The 17,137-nt window shown below is 63.4% G+C and carries 18 protein-coding genes; 12 read left to right on the plus strand and 6 right to left on the minus strand.

The window, feature by feature from the left end; genetic code table 11:
• Positions 1 to 3 precede the first annotated feature (3 nt).
• The 6 genes from CJ177_RS41470 to CJ177_RS49610 all read left to right on the plus strand — a co-directional run bounded on the left by CJ177_RS41470 (position 4) and on the right by CJ177_RS49610 (position 4,916).
• Positions 4 to 1,347 (plus strand): MFS transporter, encoded by a 1,344-nt coding sequence (locus CJ177_RS41470; protein ID WP_218835182.1) that lies wholly within the window; start codon positions 4 to 6, stop codon positions 1,345 to 1,347.
• A gap of 32 nt (positions 1,348 to 1,379) precedes the next feature.
• A complete protein-coding gene (locus tag CJ177_RS41475; protein WP_095870463.1) occupies positions 1,380 to 2,354 on the plus strand; it encodes a formylglycine-generating enzyme family protein in 975 nt (324 codons plus the stop codon).
• Between the two features lie 8 nt (positions 2,355 to 2,362).
• Positions 2,363 to 3,796: an FAD-binding oxidoreductase gene (locus tag CJ177_RS41480; RefSeq protein WP_095870464.1), complete on the plus strand. Its 1,434-nt coding sequence runs from the start codon at positions 2,363 to 2,365 to the stop codon at positions 3,794 to 3,796.
• Positions 3,793 to 4,170 carry a YidH family protein gene (locus tag CJ177_RS41485; RefSeq protein WP_218835183.1) on the plus strand — a complete coding sequence of 126 codons (378 nt, stop codon included), beginning with the start codon at positions 3,793 to 3,795 and terminating at the stop codon, positions 4,168 to 4,170. The genes CJ177_RS41480 and CJ177_RS41485 overlap by 4 nt, the downstream gene beginning before the upstream one ends.
• Positions 4,158 to 4,538, plus strand: a complete 381-nt coding sequence (locus CJ177_RS41490) for a DUF202 domain-containing protein (protein WP_095870465.1) — start codon at positions 4,158 to 4,160, stop codon at positions 4,536 to 4,538. Before CJ177_RS41485 ends, CJ177_RS41490 begins: the two co-directional genes overlap by 13 nt.
• 207 nt (positions 4,539 to 4,745) lie before the next feature.
• Positions 4,746 to 4,916, plus strand: a complete 171-nt coding sequence (locus CJ177_RS49610; protein WP_095870466.1) for a DUF3237 family protein — start codon at positions 4,746 to 4,748, stop codon at positions 4,914 to 4,916.
• Here CJ177_RS49610 and CJ177_RS48845 read toward each other — a convergent pair.
• The 6 genes from CJ177_RS48845 to CJ177_RS41525 all read right to left on the minus strand — a co-directional run bounded on the left by CJ177_RS48845 (position 4,834) and on the right by CJ177_RS41525 (position 10,063).
• Positions 4,834 to 5,634 carry a hypothetical protein gene (locus CJ177_RS48845; RefSeq protein ID WP_257014939.1) on the minus strand — a complete coding sequence of 267 codons (801 nt, stop codon included), beginning with the start codon at positions 5,632 to 5,634 and terminating at the stop codon, positions 4,834 to 4,836. The genes CJ177_RS49610 and CJ177_RS48845 overlap by 83 nt on opposite strands.
• The gene (locus CJ177_RS48850) at positions 5,631 to 5,804 is read right to left on the minus strand and encodes a hypothetical protein (RefSeq protein ID WP_257014940.1); all 174 of its coding nucleotides are present in this window, start codon (positions 5,802 to 5,804) and stop codon (positions 5,631 to 5,633) included. The genes CJ177_RS48845 and CJ177_RS48850 overlap by 4 nt, the downstream gene beginning before the upstream one ends.
• Positions 5,805 to 5,919: 115 nt before the next feature.
• Positions 5,920 to 6,231: a hypothetical protein gene (locus CJ177_RS41505; protein WP_095870467.1), complete on the minus strand. Its 312-nt coding sequence runs from the start codon at positions 6,229 to 6,231 to the stop codon at positions 5,920 to 5,922.
• Between the two features lie 513 nt (positions 6,232 to 6,744).
• Entirely contained in the window at positions 6,745 to 7,962 is a 1,218-nt protein-coding gene (locus tag CJ177_RS41515; protein WP_095870689.1) for an amidohydrolase, read from the minus strand.
• A 47-nt stretch (positions 7,963 to 8,009) separates the two neighbouring features.
• Positions 8,010 to 8,681, minus strand: coding sequence for a hypothetical protein (locus CJ177_RS41520; protein ID WP_095870469.1), 672 nt, complete (start codon positions 8,679 to 8,681; stop codon positions 8,010 to 8,012).
• 50 nt (positions 8,682 to 8,731) lie between these two features.
• Entirely contained in the window at positions 8,732 to 10,063 is a 1,332-nt protein-coding gene (locus tag CJ177_RS41525; protein WP_179443412.1) for an MFS transporter, read from the minus strand.
• 137 nt (positions 10,064 to 10,200) lie between these two features.
• Between CJ177_RS41525 and CJ177_RS41530 the strand changes: the two genes are divergently transcribed.
• From CJ177_RS41530 to CJ177_RS41555, 6 genes are all read left to right on the plus strand, one after another.
• A complete protein-coding gene (locus tag CJ177_RS41530) occupies positions 10,201 to 11,229 on the plus strand; it encodes an Lrp/AsnC family transcriptional regulator (RefSeq protein WP_095870471.1) in 1,029 nt (342 codons plus the stop codon).
• 283 nt (positions 11,230 to 11,512) lie between these two features.
• The gene (locus tag CJ177_RS41535) at positions 11,513 to 12,682 is read left to right on the plus strand and encodes a cytochrome P450 (RefSeq protein ID WP_095870472.1); all 1,170 of its coding nucleotides are present in this window, start codon (positions 11,513 to 11,515) and stop codon (positions 12,680 to 12,682) included.
• A gap of 2 nt (positions 12,683 to 12,684) precedes the next feature.
• Positions 12,685 to 13,005, plus strand: coding sequence for a 2Fe-2S iron-sulfur cluster-binding protein (locus tag CJ177_RS41540; protein WP_095870473.1), 321 nt, complete (start codon positions 12,685 to 12,687; stop codon positions 13,003 to 13,005).
• The gene (locus tag CJ177_RS41545; RefSeq protein WP_095870474.1) at positions 13,002 to 14,237 is read left to right on the plus strand and encodes an NAD(P)/FAD-dependent oxidoreductase; all 1,236 of its coding nucleotides are present in this window, start codon (positions 13,002 to 13,004) and stop codon (positions 14,235 to 14,237) included. Before CJ177_RS41540 ends, CJ177_RS41545 begins: the two co-directional genes overlap by 4 nt.
• A gap of 22 nt (positions 14,238 to 14,259) precedes the next feature.
• The gene (locus tag CJ177_RS41550; RefSeq protein ID WP_095870475.1) at positions 14,260 to 15,288 is read left to right on the plus strand and encodes an LLM class flavin-dependent oxidoreductase; all 1,029 of its coding nucleotides are present in this window, start codon (positions 14,260 to 14,262) and stop codon (positions 15,286 to 15,288) included.
• A gap of 511 nt (positions 15,289 to 15,799) precedes the next feature.
• On the plus strand, positions 15,800 to 17,119 hold the full coding sequence (locus CJ177_RS41555; protein ID WP_095870476.1) for an MFS transporter: 1,320 nt from the start codon (positions 15,800 to 15,802) through the stop codon (positions 17,117 to 17,119).
• Positions 17,120 to 17,137: the final 18 nt, after the last annotated feature.

Genomic DNA, 17,137 nt, shown 5'->3' on the forward strand with positions numbered 1-17,137 from the left:
ATCATGTCCACAGTTGATCACCAGCCACGGCCGCTGCACATGGTGCGCAAGGCCGCCACCGGCAGCGCCGTAGGAACCGCCATCGAGGCGTACGACTTCCAGATCTATGGAGTCGCATCGGCGCTCGTCTTCAGCCAAGTGTTCTTCTCCAACCTCCCCGCCTCCCTCGGCATCGTCCTCTCGTTCGCCTCCCTCGGCGTCGGGTTCCTCGCCCGGCCGCTGGGAGCGGTCGTCTTCGGCCATTTCGGCGACAAGATCGGCCGCAAGAAGCTACTCGTCATCTCGCTGATGGGAGCCGGTGGCTGCACCACGTTGATGGGAGTTTTGCCCACCCACGCCCAAGTCGGCTACCTGGCACCGGTCCTGCTGGTGGCGCTGCGTCTGCTGCAGGGGATCTTCCACGGCGGTGAACAGGGCGGCGCCGTCCTGATGGCCGTCGAGCACGCCCCGGCGCATCGTCGCGGCTGGTACGGCAGTTGGGCATTTCTCGGGAGCCCCGGCGGCACCCTGCTGGCCGCCGGCGTCATGACCGCGACCATCGCCGCCACCGGCGACAGCTTCCTGGACTGGGGGTGGCGTATTCCGTTCCTCATCAGTTTCCTGCTCCTGGGCGTCGGCCTGGTCATCCGGGCCACCGTTTCGGAGAGCCCCGAGTTCGCCAAGGTCGAGGCCACGAACCATGCTGCGAAAGCCCCGATGATCGAGGTTCTACGGAACTCGTGGCGCCTCGTGCTCGCCGCGATCGGAGTGAACCTCGGATTCAACGCCTTCATCTGGGTTCTGTTGACCTACAGCCTCGCGTACGGAACCGAGTATCTCGATCTCCCTCGGGAGACGATGCTGCGGGGAACACTGCTCGGTGCGGTCGCGATGATCGTCGCGATGCTCGCCTTCGCGCGACTGTCCGACACCATCGGACGCATCCCCGTCATGGTCGGTGGAGCGTTGTTCATCGCCTGCTACCCGTTCGCCCTGTTCGCCTTCCTCGACACCGCCCAGCCAGCGTTGGTCCTCACCGGAATGATCATCGGATTCGTCGGCGCCTCCGCCCTGTTCGGTCCGCTGGCGGCGTTCCTCGTCGATCTGTTCCCCACCAAGGTCGCCTACAGCGGTGTCTCGCTCGGCTACTCACTGGGCGCCGTCCTCGGCGGCGGGCTTGCCCCGTTCATCGCGAGTGTCCTGATGCGCGCATCCGGTGGGAACTCGTGGAGTGTGTCGCTCTACCTGACGATCGGCGGACTGGTCACCTTGGGATCGCTGCTGTACCTGCGGGCGACGGTGGCCACCTTTCGCTCACCCACGACGGTCGACAACGAACTGAAATCGACGTCGCTGCAGCCGCAATAAATCATCACACCAACCGAGGAGTATCGCCCCCGATGAAGGCCAGCAAAACCTCCCCCTGCTGCACCGCAGGACGCAGCAGGGGCGAACTCCGGGCCCCCGCAACCCCCGAGACACGACCGGCCCCACCTGCCGCGCACCGCCGCGACGAGATCGTGCTGGAGAACGCCGTTTTCGGGATGGGCGATGCGTGGACGGAAGGCTACCCGGCCGACGGGGAGGTGCCAGTCCACCCGGTGAATCTCGACGCGTACCGGATCGACGCCACCGCGGTGACCAACACGGACTTCGCCGAATTCGTCGAGGCAACCGGATACCGAACCGAGTCCGAGCGCTACGGATCTTCCGCCGTATTCCACCTCCTGGTCGCCGCAGACGCAGCCGACGTACTCGGCGAAGCAGCAGGCGCGCGGTGGTGGCTCGACATCAAAGGCGCCGACTGGGCCCACCCGCGCGGGCCTCGCTCACACTGGACCGCTGTGCCCGACCACCCGGTGGTGCAGGTGTCCTGGAACGACGCGCAGGCCTACTGCACCTGGGCGGGCCGGCGCCTGCCCTCCGAAGCGGAGTGGGAGTACGCCGCGCGCGGTGGGCTCGCGGGGGCCCGGTACGCCTGGGGGAACACCTTGACGCCGGAGGACGTCGGTGACCGCTGCAACATCTGGCGTGGCCGGTTTCCCGCTCAGCACGATGAGGGCGCGAAGTTCACCGGCACGAAGGCTGTACGGTCCTTTCCGCCCAACGGTTTCGGTCTCTATGAGGTCAGCGGAAACGTGTGGGAATGGTGTCACGACTGGTTCCTGCCGAAGTACTACCGGACCTCGCCACACGACAATCCGCCCGGCCCGAAGGTCGGCAGGGGCAAAGTGATGCGTGGCGGGTCCTATCTCTGCCACGACTCCTACTGCAACCGGTATCGCGTCTCGGCCAGAAGCGCGGCACCGCAAGACTCCGCCAGCGGCAACTGCGGATTCCGCACCGTTGCAGCTGTCACGGATACCGCTCGATAAGGAGAATCATGACCGTCCACCCGATCGTCGAGGCCCTGCGGGAGCTGTTGCCGAGCAATGCCCTGGTCACCGACCCCGACCTGCTCGCAAATTACCGGCACGACTCGGCCGCCTTGTGCGAATCACACCTCCCGTTGGCCGTCACGCTGCCCGACGACGAGAGTGCGATCACGCAGATCATGAAGCTTTCCCTGGAGCATCGCGTTCCCGTTGTCCCACAGGGAGCACTCACCGGCCTGTCCGGCGCTGCAAACGCCGTACAGGACTGCATCGTGGTGAACACCCGCCGCATGAACCGCATACTCCATATCGATGCCGCGAACCACACCGCGGTCGTACAGCCGGGCGTCACCAACCGGGAGCTTCGGCTCGCCGCAGCGGAGTTCGGACTCACCTATCGCCCCGACCCGTCGAGCTGGGAATCGTCGACCATCGGCGGAAACATCGCCACGAACGCCGGCGGACTGTGCTGCGTGAAGTACGGCGTCACCCAACGATTCGTCCGCGGACTCCGGGTCATCCTCCCCGACGGGCGATCCACCTCGCTCGGCCGCCGAACCGTCAAAGGCGTGGCCGGCCTGAACCTGACAGAACTGTTCATCGGCTCCGAAGGCACCCTCGGCATCATCACCGAGGCAACAGTCGGTTTGGACCCCCAGGGCGCACCCGGTCTCACCATGGCCGCGTCGTTCGCCGACGCCACGGCCGCCGGCCGCGCGGTCACGGCGGTGCGCAAAGCGGGAATCACCCCGAGCCTGCTCGAGTTGATCGACCGCACCGTTCTCCGCGCGGTCGACTCCTTCGCCCGAATGGGCATCGACCACACAGCCGGCGCCCTCCTCATTGCACAGTCCGATGCCGGAAGCGCCGCACCCACAGAATTGGCTGCCATCGCCGACCTGTGTTCGGACGCAGGCGGGTTCGATGTCGTCGTCGCCGACGACGAGCAGGAAGCAGAACAACTGATCGCGGCCCGACGACTCGCCTACCCGGCGCTGGAATCGTTGGGTTCCCCACTCATCGACGACGTCTGCGTTCCGATCTCGGCGCTGGCCGAGATGATCGACTTCACTGAACAGGTCGCCGACGAATCGGGCCTGGTCATTGGTGTCGTCGGGCACGCCGGCGACGGAAACCTGCACCCGACCGTAGTCGTCGATCCCGGTGACCCTGGGTCCGTCGAGGCCGCCCATCACGCCATCGACCGGATCGCAGAACGGGCACTCGAACTCGGCGGCACCATCACCGGTGAACACGGCGTCGGACTACTCAAGGTCGGCCTACTCGAACGCGAACTCGATCCCGTCGCCGCGCAACTGCAGCGCCAGATCAAGGAATTGCTCGACCCGCACTACCTGCTCAACCCGGGAAAGGTGCTCACACGCGGAGCAGTATCAGAGTGGTCGAAGGTACAAGGGCAGAAGGACAACCAGCGGCAGTGAGTACCGACAACGACCTGCCTCGCAGATTCCCCGCGCAGCTGTACCGGGTCGGCGAGGAACCGGACCCACGTTTCTCGTTCGCCAACGAGCGGACCTTCCTGGCGTGGATTCGCACGTCGCTGGCGATGCTCGCGGGCGGAGTAGCACTGGAAGCACTTCCCCTCGAAATTAATTCGATACTCCGCATCACGGTGTCCACCGGCCTGGTTGCGCTGGGCATCCTCTCGTCGGTGTACGCCTGGTGGGCCTGGTACCGGGCCGAAAGAGCGATGCGCCTGGAACATCCGCTTCCCGGTTCGTTCGGCGTAGCACCGCTGACCATCGGGTTGGCGCTGACCGGGTCCGCCATCGCGGTCGCGCTATGGGTCAGTTGAGTACGCGCACCGGCACCAAGAAGACCGTGCCCGTCCTCTTCGACCTCGGCCTTCAGCCCGAACGAACGGCGCTGGCGTGGCGTCGAACCGTGCTGGCTCTTGTTGCTGGTTCACTGATCAGCGCGAAACTCTTAGCCCCGCTGCTCGGGTGGATATCGATGCTGATACCGCTCGCCTTCCTGGCGGCGAGTGTCGTGGCGCTCACACTCCTACATCGCCGCTACCGCTCGACTGTCCGCGCCCTGACGCAGACCGAGATGATCGCTCGGTTACCCGACGGACGCCTGCCGGCCCTGGCGGCCCTCATGACGCTTGCGCTCGGAGCGATCGCGGGAGGGGCCGTCGTCGGTGTGTTTCTCGGTCCATAGGTCGGCACCACTCCGCCGCCTGGCAGTAACCACGTGAAAGGGGCACTCATGTCTGCAAATACGGCCCAGGGAACGCCATCCGAACAACCTCTGCCTTCTCCGCGGGTGACTGCGGACTTGGAACCGGTGGAACCGTCGCTCGAGTACTTCACTTGATTCGAGTTCGAACTGGGCTCCGCCCAGGAATTCTGTGCGACCTCCAACGGTATGCGCCGAGTCATCCCCATCGCTGGTGGCCGCGCCGCCGGACCGCACCTGCACGGCGTCGTGCTACCTGGTGGCGGCGACTGGCAGATCATCCGTCCCGACGGATCTGTCGACATCGACGTGCGCTGCACCGTCCGCGCCGAGGACGGCTCCCACCTACTCGTCCACTGACACGGACTGCGTTGTGCGGACCCGAGCACCGCGGCACGGCTGCAGGCCGGCGCAGTGGTCGACCCGCCGAGACCGCAGGAGTAGCGGCAAGAGCGCCGGCCCACCACTGATTGAAGTTGTCGTGCTCCTTATCCGCCGCAAAAGCGGGCGCGACGACGAAGTACCTTTCGATCGTCGGGAACACCGGACCGCGACGGTGCCGATACAAACGCACGATGCCGTCGGCGCCCACCTCACGCTCGAGCACCCCCTGCTCTCGCTCCTTCTTTGCCAACCGGGTGAGGATCGCGTCCATCTCCTCGCGGGTGCCGCGCATGCGTACCCGCACCGACCGGGCGGCGTTCCCGAGCTTGGTCGGGTCATTCTTCCGCGGCCGCAAGATGCGCCGTACGTCGTACAGAGCGTGCGGCTTCGCGGCGAGAACGTCATCGAATGCGTCGAGCACACCGGTCATCTCGTCGGCGCGGAGCAGGTCGATCAGGCGGCGTCCGCCGACCAATCCCTGTGTGGGGTTGAGAGCAAGGGCCAGGTGCTCCATAAGCAACGTCTTCGCGCCCACAGCCGGATGGGCGGTGTACCGGGCGAAGATCGCTGCCCGGTTGCTCTTGTTGGCGAATGCGAACGGGCAAAATGTGCACGCGGACTTGCCGACCCCGGTGCCGATCACCGACTCGGTGTACGCGATCGCATCGTCGCGGAACCAACCCCACTCGATCAACGGGTACTCGCCGTGCGCAGGTCGGTGTTGTATCCGGCGTCTTTCTCCGCCCGGCGGCGTTCACCTGCCTCGAAACCCATCACGTGCCGGTACGGCTGACCGCGGGTGACCTTGGCGATCACCGGATCGAGGGCGTCACCCTTCGAGTGGACCGAGCTTTTCTGCACCAAGCAAGGAGACACGCCGCGGATTGCGGTCCATCCGAGCTCATCGAGCGTGCAATGCGCCTTTTCCCAGAGTTGTGCTGGGAACGCCGCCGCGGCCAGCGCAGCACGACGAGGTCGGTCACGCCCGCCTAAAGATCGCCGGATCCGCTCCACACAAGAACCACCCGGTCACCGAGGCTTGTGATGCACTCTTGGCGTCTTGCGCCGGATCATGTTTCGGCCTTTGTGTGAAGATCTGGAGCAGCACGCCTAACAGGGCACAGGCAGACATTAGCAAGAAGCAGACGATGTAACCCCCGCGTTCGCTCCATCCACCGCTGAGAGAGAGCATCTTGCCCATCAGCAGCGGCGCGATACCTCCGCCGATGAACATTGCCGTGGCGATGATGCCATTTGCGGTGGACACGGCGCCTTCTGGTGCGGCGAGCATGAACCCACAGTCCGCGACGCGCCCGGTAACAAATTCGTCGAGGGGCTTAGGGACTGGGTTGGGAAGCGCTTCTTTGCCGGTGGCGCGGGTATACGCTCGCCAAACTGCGTATCTCGTCTTGAGTACAGTTCGATTCACAAACAACTTGCCACAACCGCTCGATGAACCGGAACGTGGTCATTCCGAAGTGCACAAGGATGTCCTCCTCGGTCGCGCCCCCATATGGGGCCCACCTGTGTGCGAACTCGATGAGGCGTTCCGCCTCGGCGTCGGGGGGTTTGCGTGCGCTGCTGGCTGAGGTCCATAGGGCGCTGCGCCTCTGGCGCCATTGGCGATACTCGCGAGAGTTCATGAGATTTCACACATCTGATCGGGACTGAGGGAGCGGTGGGTTGCGGCGTTCTCCGAAGCGAAGGTGCAAGTCCTTCTTGGGCTGGAACTTCGAATCACTGATCTCACGCCGCCCTTGGCTGTGTGGCCAAGGAGTAACCGAAGTTCGGGATCGCTTACTGTTTAGGCTGTCAGCCAACAGAGTGCAGCCACGACTAATGCCTCGACGCCCGTTTCGAGTGTCGGGTGGATCACCGGTGCGAACTGGGGAGAGTGGTTGCTTGGGATATCACGATGGACAGTGCCGGCAGCGTCCGCCGCTGCCCAGATGTCGGGATCGGTGCCTCCCAGGAACCAGAAAACCGACGCTGCTCCAGATGCGGCGGCGAGTAGTCCAAAATCTTCGCTACCCGAGAGCGGCTTCATCGGACCGATCTTGTCGTGCCCGAGGTGATCCCGCAGGGCGCTTGAGACACGCTCGGTCGCTTCGGCGTCGTTGACGGTGAGCGGGAAGTTGCCTGTGCTGGCGATTGTGGGCGGCGCAGGCGCTCCGGAGGCCGTTGCTTCTGCGCGGGCGATCCGGGTGATCGATGACAGGACGCGTTCGCGGACACCGTCGTCGAAGGTTCTGACGTTGATGGAGAGGGTCGCGTCCCCGGGGATTACGTTTTCTTTCGTCCCTCCATGCACCGCTCCGACCGTCACCACTGCTGAATCTGCTGGTGCGATCTCACGTGCAACGATGCCTTGAAGCCGCACAATTGTCGTTGCAGCCATAAGTATCGGATCCACGGTCGATTCCGGTTGCGATCCGTGCCCACCACGTCCGTGCATCGTGATGCGCAAGCTGTCCGCTGCTGCCATCAGGACCCCGGGCTTGAGGGTGATCGTCCCTGCGGGGCGCGGCACTACGTGTTGGCCTAGAACGACAGTCGGGCAGGGGAACCGTTCGAACAGACCGTCATCGAGCATGCTCTGCGCGCCGGTTCCAGTTTCTTCGGACGGCTGAAAGACCACGAGCAGGGTGCCAGACCATTCGCCTATTTGCTCTGCGAGTACTTGTGCAGCTCCGACGAGGCAGGTCACGTGGATATCGTGACCGCACGCATGCATGACGGGGACCTCATGGCCGGATTCGTCGATTCCAATCGCATCGCTTGCATAGGGCAGCCCGGTCTCCTCCAACACCGGCAGTGCGTCAGTATCAGCACGGAGCAGGACCGTGGGGCCTGCGCCGTTGCGGAGAATTCCGACCACACCGTGTCCACCGATGCCTGTGGTGACGTCAAAACCGTACCGGCGCAGTTGTTCTGCTGCCTTCTCTGAGGTGCGCAACTCCTGGCCGGACAGTTCGGGGTGGCGATGTAAATCGACATAGAACTGTGCGAGTTCGTCGCGCATATCATCGATGCGGCTGCGCAGATCGCCCCTGACCAGCGGCTCGGCGCTCACAGCGAGGCCTCGGCGATCTGGACGCGAGCTCTTGCCAGGACACGACTTGACCAACTCGAGGTGAAGCCGAGTTGTCCAGCTGCAGAGTGGAAGTTTCTGGCGAGATCAGTCGAGTCTTCGCCGCGGGGGCATTCGTTCCACTCGAGCATGATCAGCCAATTCGGCTGGTCGGATGGGTAGTCGGGATGGTTCCCGCTCCGTTCGCAGACGCGTACTCGTTCCAGCAAGCCGGGGAACGAATCCATGGCGCTGACGCATGCCTGCTGAAGTTTCGTGACGAATTCGGTGTCCTGGCCACCGGGTGATGCGGCTGAAGCTTCGAACTGGATGAGAGTGACTACTTCGGGATTGCCGCCGGCTTCCATGTCTCCGTGCTCGGCACGGACATCGTAGGTGGTGTTTGAGCGGTTCGTCATGGCGGCGAGCGCACGGGGGCGCTCTGGGTCGTCCGCATCACTACCTGTTGCTCGATAGGCTGGAGTCTTGAAGATGTCGATTTGCGGGATTTCGTAGATGTCCGCTGTGTGTCCCGACCCGTTGATCTCCTCGTAGGAGGCCGCGGTGAGGAACCCCGCGGCGAGTAGATCGGGTAGATGCTTTTCAGCTATCCAGCGGCGGACGTACAACGATTCCTCGGGATCGACATCGAAACGGGAAAGATAAAGCATGGGACTCCAGTCATAGGTGATTAAGTGCTGGTAAGGGCGCTGTGTCCGGGTCAGCGCGCGGTATGCGTGAGTTCTCCGGCAGCTATTGGTTCTGCGTCGTCCAGACTGTTGTTCACGGTCTCCTTCAGGGTCAGGCAGACCAACGCGGTGACCAGGGCGGCGGCCGTGATGTAGATCGCCGGCGCCAAGGTGGAACCCGCATGGGCGACGATCAGCGTGAGAACGAACGGTGCTGTCGCGCCGAAGAGAGCAACCGCCACCTGGTACGAAATTCCGAACGCGGTGTACCGAACGCGGGTCGGAAACATCTCGGCGAACGTAGCCGGCACAACACCGTTGAAGGTTGCAACGAACAGTCCCAGCACTGCGAGTCCTGCCGCGATACCCATAACGCCGGTGTTGAACAACATGAAGATCGGGACCGCTAGGACAACAAGGGTCCAGGATGCAGTGAGCAGGATTGGGCGACGTCCGATCCGGTCCGAGAGTGCGCCGAAGTACGGGGTAAATGCCATCGCCACGACCAAGGCTGTGAGGGACAGCGCGGATCCCTGCCACATCTCCAGTCCATGTTCCTTCGAGAGAAAAGCGGGCATGAACGAAATGAAGACGTACGTCAGGATTGTGAAGACAACCACCATCCCGACCACTTGCGCCATGCGTGTGTACTGGCCCGACAGTGGCGGCCGCGAACCGTTGTCCTTGGGAAGATCGGCTTCAACGGCGGTTGACGCTGCGACGAACGCCGGTGTCTCCGGGATCTTGAGGCGCAACACCAATCCTGAGATGCCGATCGGGAGGGCCACGATAAACGGAACACGCCAGACCCAGTCGTTGAGCATCTCGGTCGGAACGAGTAGTTGCATCAGCAACGCAGTGATCGCGCCGACCGCCATGCCGACGTTGGCGGTCATGGTGGACCAGGAGCCGTAGAACCCGCGCTTGCCCTCCGGCGCGTACTCGGTGAGGAAGGAAACCGCTCCCGCAAACTCACCGCCGATGGCGAGTCCTTGTACGACCCGGATCACGACGAGCAGAATCGGTGACGCCCAACCGATGCTTTCGTACCCGGGTAGCACACCGATCAGGAAGGTGGCGACACTCATCGTGATCACGACGATCGAGAGGATGTACTTTCGACCGTATCGGTCGCCGAGCCGCCCGCAGATTGCCGCGCCTACCGGCCGGAAGAAGAATGCGACACTGAACGTGGCGAAAGTGGCCAGTAGTGCACCGAGGTCGTTGGTGGCGGGGAAGAAGACGTGCGACAGCGTCACCGCGAAGAAGCCGAACAGTGCGAAGTCGAACCACTCACCGAAGTTTCCGATACACGCCGTGATCACGGCCTTCTTCAACGAGAACGGTGGCGATGTTGTGTTCATAGGGTTTTCCTCTTGGGTCACTACGAGCGGATGAGCCGCTGGCCTGATACCGGGGTAATGCCAAGTATCGGCCGTGACGCACTTCATGCAGTCAATCTGCACTTATTCTGCACACTTCCGGCATCTATGCTCGATTCATGCAGGATGTATCGGTCAGTGAAGGTGATATTGCATTAGTGCACGCGCTGGAGGTCAATCCGCGGGCGACATGGTCGTTGCTTGGAGAGGTACTCGGCGTCACTCCGATGACAGTGGCGCGGCGGTGGGCGAGGCTGTTCGACCAAGGCGCCGCGTGGATCGCAGTGTTGCCTGGTCCGGTCGCGTGGCATTCGTTCGCAATGATCGGAATCAACTGCGCATCGCCACGGATAGACGAGGTTGCAGCGACCATCGCGCAGGATCCGCTGGCGATCACCGTCGAGGTAACCGCGGGCAGATATGACCTGCTCGTCGCGGTACTCGCACCGGACATGGCCACGTTGAGTTGGTACATCACGGACCGGCTCAACCGCATCCAATACATCACTTCGACGACGTCAGCGATCGCAACAGAGGTGTTCAGCGAGGGAAGCCAGTGGCGGATTGGTGCGATCTCACGCAATCAAGAACACGACCTCGCGCCAAGCTCGCCTGGAATCAGGCCAACCACTCCGGACGTGTCGGAAGTGGACCGTGAACTCATAAACGCGCTGAGCTATGACGGGCGTATGAGCTTTGGCGATCTAGCATCGCGGATAGATCGAAATGCGTCGACCGTCATGCGACGACTCGACCGGCTGCTAAAACATGGGCTTGTGACGTTGCGATGTGAGATCGCAAGTTCGCTATCGGGATGGCCCCTGCACGCCAGCTTGCAATTCAGAGTGTCCCCTCAGCATCTCGGGGAGGTGGGGCGTGAACTCGCGAAATGGCCCGAGGTCAGGATGTGCGTCGCTCTCGCCGCGGAGCGAAACCTTATGGTCAGCATATGGATTCGGAACGCAAGCGAGCTCACGCTCTTCGAGATGAAGGTACTTCGGGAATTTCCTCACGTAATAGTCGTTGACCGGACTCTGGATCTTCGCGTGATGAAGCGAACCGGCCACATGCTCGATGAAGCGGGCCGTTCGATAGGTGTAGTTCCTATCGATCTGTGGTCACAAGTTCAGCCACGCCAGGCGCCATAGACAGCCGGCCCTACGCCGAGGTGAAGGTGGCGGCGGACTGCACAGTGAGGTTCTTCACGAGTCCGACTGCGTGGGAATCGGTTACTTGCGAGGCATGGCAGGCCTGAGCCACGGCGGACGATCTCAGGCTCGCGGACGCCTCGAAGTACTCGATCTGCCGAAAGCGTGAAATCAGACGACATAAGCAAAACCAATCTTTCAAGTCGGAAAGACTAGTTTTACACAGATTGTGTCCGCTGCCATATTGATAGCTGTACATGACGCACAACACAAGGGGGACCAGATGTCGGTATCATTCGCGACAGAAGTCCAGGTCACAGCGCTGGAAGCCGACCCGTACGGGGTGTATGCCCGCCTGCGGGCGGAGGATCCCGTGGCGTGGGTCCCGTCAGTCAATCGGTACTTTGTGACGCGGTTCGACGACGTGATGCAGGTCGAGCGCAACCCAGAGCTGTTCAGCTCCGTCGAGGAACCTTCGCTGATGACTCGCGCCATCGGGGCCACCCTGTTACGGAAGGACGGCGATGATCACCGCCGGATCCGCAAGGCCGCTGAGGGACCGCTTCGGCCGAAGGTAATCAAGGAGCTTTGGGCACCAGCTTTTCGGAACAATGCGGACGAGTTGATCGACGCATTCGTCGAGCGCGGTGATGCCGACGTTGTGAGTGAGTTCGCTGCGCCGTTGGCAGCGCGCAACCTGGCCACGATCCTCGGTCTGCACAACGCCACCGCCGGCAACATCCAGCGGTGGTCGCAGGCATTCATCGACGGTTGCGGCAATTACACCGACGATCCTGAGATCTGGCGACGGTGCGCGACCGCCTGCGAGGAACTCGACGACGCCGTCACCGAAGTAATCCCGGCCGCCAAACGCGACCACGCTCCCACGGTGATTTCGTCGATGGCCAATTCCGGTTTGTCCGACAACGAGATCCGGACCAACATCAAGATCTTCATCGGGGGTGGGGTGAACGAGCCCCGCGATGCGACAGCGGTGGCCATCTACGGCCTACTGCGCCATCCTGCACAGCGAGATGCCGTGCTCAGCGGGGAGATCAGCTGGCGCAAGGTCTTCGACGAGGCAGTTCGATGGATCTCACCGATCGGCATGTACCCGCGCGAGGTGACCGGCACCGTCGAACTCGGCGGGAAGACACTGCACCGCGGTGACAAGCTCGGCGTCGTCATCGCCTCTGCCAATCGCGACGAGACCGTCTTCGCCAACCCCGACGCCTTCGATGTCCATCGAGACGTGGCCTCCCACGTAGCATTCGGCGGTGGCCCGCACTTCTGCCTCGGAACCTGGGTCGCGCGTATCTCGATCGCCGACATTGCATTGCCGACGATCTTCCGTCGGCTGCCGAACTTGTCACTGCCGCGACCCGACGACGTACAGATGGCGGGCTGGGTATTCCGCGGACCCACTACGCTGCCTGCAACCTGGGAGCGATGACAATGCCGACCATCCAATTCGTCCAACACGACGGGCGCACTGACGACGTCGACGCATCCATCGGTGTGAGCCTGATGAAAGCTGCGGTCGCAGCCGGCGTACCCGGCATACTCGCCGAATGTGGCGGTCAAGCCATGTGCGCGACCTGCCACGTCCACGTGCGTTCGGTTGCCGACGCTTTGCCACCGGTCACCGAGGACGAGGACGAAATGCTCGACTGCGCGACCTCACCCCGCGTATCCAGCAGTCGGCTGAGCTGCCAACTACCGGTGACCGAGGAGTTCGACGGAATGGTCGTGTACGTGCCGCAGGAGGAACTGTGAGTTCCGGCGTGGTGATCGTAGGGGCCGGCCAAGCAGGAATCACGGCCGCGGTCACGCTACGCGATCGTGGATACGGAGGGCTCATCACCGTCCTCGGCGCCGAAGACGAGCCCCCTTACCAACGCCCGCCGCTGTCGAAGAACTACCTGTCTGCCGACCCCAGTGCCTCGCTCGACCTCGCCTTTAGGCCGGAGCAGTACTACACCGACCGGGGCATCACGTTGCGACTCGGCTGTACGGTCACCGCGATCGACCGGGCCGGTCGCCAGCTCTCGCTCGACGACGGGTCGGTAATGCCCTATACGGACTTGATCCTGGCCACCGGGACCAGCCCGATCGTACCGCCCATACCGGGGGCCGACCTCGGCGGTGTGCACGTGTTGCGTTCCCTCGCCGACGCGCGAGCCTTACGCCAGGAACTATGCCACGCGCGGCATCTCACCAGCATCGGCGGCGGATTCATCGGCCTGGAATTGGCCTCAGCAGCGAGCGGGCTCGGACTCGAGTCATGTGTCCTCGACATCGCCGACCGTGTACTGCAACGTGCGGTGTCGACTACGACGAGCGACTACCTCACCGCCACGCACCGCCGGCGCGGGACCCGCGTGCAGCTGAGCACCGGCCTGGCCGAGATTGTCGGTGACGACCGTGTTCGGGCGGTCGTGACCGCCAGCGGGGAAAGTATTCGCACCGACCTGGTGGTAATCGCCGTCGGTGTTCGACCGAATACCCGCCTCGCACAGGAAGCCGGACTCGAGGTCGCCAACGGCATCGTCGTCGACGAACATCTCCGCACCCCCGATCCCGCCATCTTCGCGATCGGCGACTGCGCCAACTTCCCCGACGGCTTCTCCGGCCTGCGGATCCGTCTGGAATCGGTGCAGGCCGCCACCGATCACGCCCGTCTCGTCGCCGCACTGATCACCGGCGAGGACCCCGGACCGTACCGCAGCGTGCCCTGGTTCTGGAGCCACCAGTCCACCACGAAGTTACAAATCGCCGGGTACACCTCCTGCTCAGACGAAGACATCGTCCGCGGTGATCTCGGATCGGGACGATTCTCCATCTTCCGATATGACCGGGGTCGGCTTCGCGCTGTCGAATCGATCAATCGTCCCGCTGATCACGTCAATGCACGCCGCCTGCTGGCAGCAGAGGTGTCGCCCACACCCGAAGACATCGCCAGCGCCGCCGATCTACGTTCGCTTCTTCCGGTCGCGGCGAGGGTCTGAACTCGACGAGGAGTGTTCCACCATGGAGATCAACTGCGTTTTCCCGCCGGCCATGAACACACCCGACCACATCGTGCTGGCCGAAGAACTCGGCTACGAACGCGCGTGGGTGTACGACGTTCCCGTGTCGTACGCCGACACCGGGGCCACCGTGGCCTTCGCGGCCAAACGCACCTCGTCAATTCGCCTGGGCGTTTCCGTATTCACCCCCCACCTACGCCATCTCACCGCCAACGCCGCACTGATCGCCTATCTGGCAACGCTCGCCCCCGGCCGCTTCGATGCCGGTATCGGCGCCGGCTTCACCAGCTCAACGTATCTGGGCCGCAAACCGTCGAGATGGGCCTACATCGAGGAGTACGTCCTGGCGTTGAAGGAACTACTCGCCGGCCGTGATGTCGAATGGGAGGGCACCACGCTGAGCCTCATGCACAGTCCCGCCTCGGGTATCAGGTATCCGGTCGACGTCACATACTGGATCGCCGCACACGGACCGAAAGGCTTCGGCGTTGCGCAACGCCTCGGCGTGGGTGTGGTCACCAACCCCACCCACGGTGACAACCCCGTTCCGTACGAAGGTGCGTGCAACCTGACCTACTACGGCACCGTGCTCGACGACGACGAATCCATCGACTCAGCCCGTGCCATCGATGCCGCAGGACCGGGTGCCTCACTCGCTCTTCACATGGGTGAACAGGGTCCGCTGGCCGGAATGCCCGAGGCAGTCGGCTACGCGGAGGCCGTCGCCCGAGTACCCGAACACCGCCGGCACCTGGAGATTTACCGCGGTCACCTCATCGAGCCGAACGCCATCGACCGGCAGTTCATCACCGCTGATGTGGTCCGCCGCGGAACCATGACCGGCACCCGCTCGGAGATCGCCGCCACGCTCCGCAAACTGGAGGACGCCGGCGCGAGCGCCGTGCTCTACCAACCAGCCGGCCGCGACATTCCCCGCGAGTTGCGGGCCTTCCGCGAGGCCGCGGATCGTCGACACTCCCCCACCGCCGCCTCGACCAACACCAACACCACGGAGACTCAACATGCGTAGAGTCGTCACCGGACACGACAGCCTCGGCAAATCCATTACTGTCTCCGGCGGTTGAACTGCACGCGCACAACACTTCTCGTCGCTCCCCGGATTCTCCTCGACGGTGGCGTGGTCAACCGACCCGGCACAGCCGGTATGCAGTCCCTGCTCCCCACTATCGATGAATCCCGGCTGATCATCCCGACACTGCCACCGATTCCACGATGACCGAGCCCACCTTCGACGGACCCGGATACATCTGCGAGCAGCGACACCCCCACTTGCCTCGCACTCGTCGCCGCGTCAGTCTTCGTCGCCTCCGGCGGTGCTGACACGGGCTGTGTCACCTCGATGACCCACGCCCATTACGACGCCGCAGAGCACCGAATGAGCACATCGTCAGGGCGACCGGTGCCGGCCACTACTTCGACGGACACCTGGATCTGGTCACCGATATTTTGCTCCATCATCAAGTGGCTCGACTGACACGCGGGCCTGGGCTGCACTGATCTGTTCAGAAAGCGAGAACTCTGTGACCAATCCGGTCAAAGCCTTACCTGCAAAGACGCGCAGACTCGAAGCGCGCCGCGTCGCCACCGCGACATTCATCGGCACGACGCTCGAGTGGTATGACTTCTACATCTACGCTGCGTGCGCAGCTCTTGTCTTCGGACCCTTGTTCTTCCCCTCCGACGATGCGCTGATCGGCCAACTCGCCGCTCTGGGCACCTTCGCCGTCGGATTCGTCGCCCGCCCTCTAGGTGGTGTGATCGCTGGACACTTCGGCGATCTGTTGGGACGGAAGAAGATGTTGGTCCTCACCATGCTTGCCATGGGGATCTCCACCTTCGCGGTCGGGCTCCTGCCTACCTACGCCACCGCTGGCGTCATCGCCCCAGTTCTGCTCGTCGTTCTGCGGCTGATCCAAGGTGCAGCAATGGGCGGGGAGTGGGGTGGCGCGGTGTCATTGGCCGTCGAGCACGCTCCGCCCGGCCGCCGCTCCGTATACGGCTCTGCCCCGATGTTGGGCTCGCCTGCCGGACTGATGTTGGCGAATGTGGTGTTGCTGGGACTGGTCGCCGTGACCGGCGACAACTTCGCGGTTTGGGGATGGCGAATGGCGTTCCTCAGCAGCATCGTGTTGGTCGTCGTCGGGATCTACACCCGGCGAAAGCTGCCCGAAAGTCCCGATTTCGACGAAAATGCGGCCGCGAAAACCGAGCGCATCCCGCTGCTCGAGGTCGTCACACGCCATCCGCGCGCCCTACTGGCCGCGCTGGTGGTCTCCGGCGTTCCGGGCATCTCCACCTACATGGTTCTGACCTACGCTCTCAGCTACGGCACCGCCGAGATCGGTTATTCGCGGACCGCCTTGCTCGTCATCGGCATCGTCGTGTGCGTCCTTCAGTTGGTGGCGATTCCGCTCCTGGCCGGGATCGCCGACCGATCCGGCACCCGCACACTCGTTCTCCTGGCAGCGGTATTGCAGGCTGCCGGAGCAGTGATCCTATTCCCGCTGATCGACACCGGCAACCTTGCCTTGGCCGCCCTCGGAAGCATCTTCGGTGTCCTTCCGACCGCGCTCACCTACGCCGTCCTCCCTGCCATACTCAGCGAGCAATTCCCGACCAAGATCCGGTACACCGGCATCTCCCTGGCTTACCAGCTCGGCGCCATCGTCGGCGGTGGGATAGCGCCGATCATCGCAACGGCACTGCTGGCAGCGACCGGCACTTCGACGGCGATCGGCCTCTATATGGTTGCAGCGAACGTACTCATGCTCATCTGCGTGTTCGGGCTGCGCCGTAGCCCCCGTACGCAGTTCGCATCGGTGTCCAGCACACCGGACTAAAAATGCGTGGCAAGCTTA

Origin of the sequence: Rhodococcus sp. ACPA1, assembly GCF_002300195.1 — a bacterium.
Classification (GTDB): Bacteria; Actinomycetota; Actinomycetes; order Mycobacteriales; family Mycobacteriaceae; genus Rhodococcus_F; species Rhodococcus_F opacus.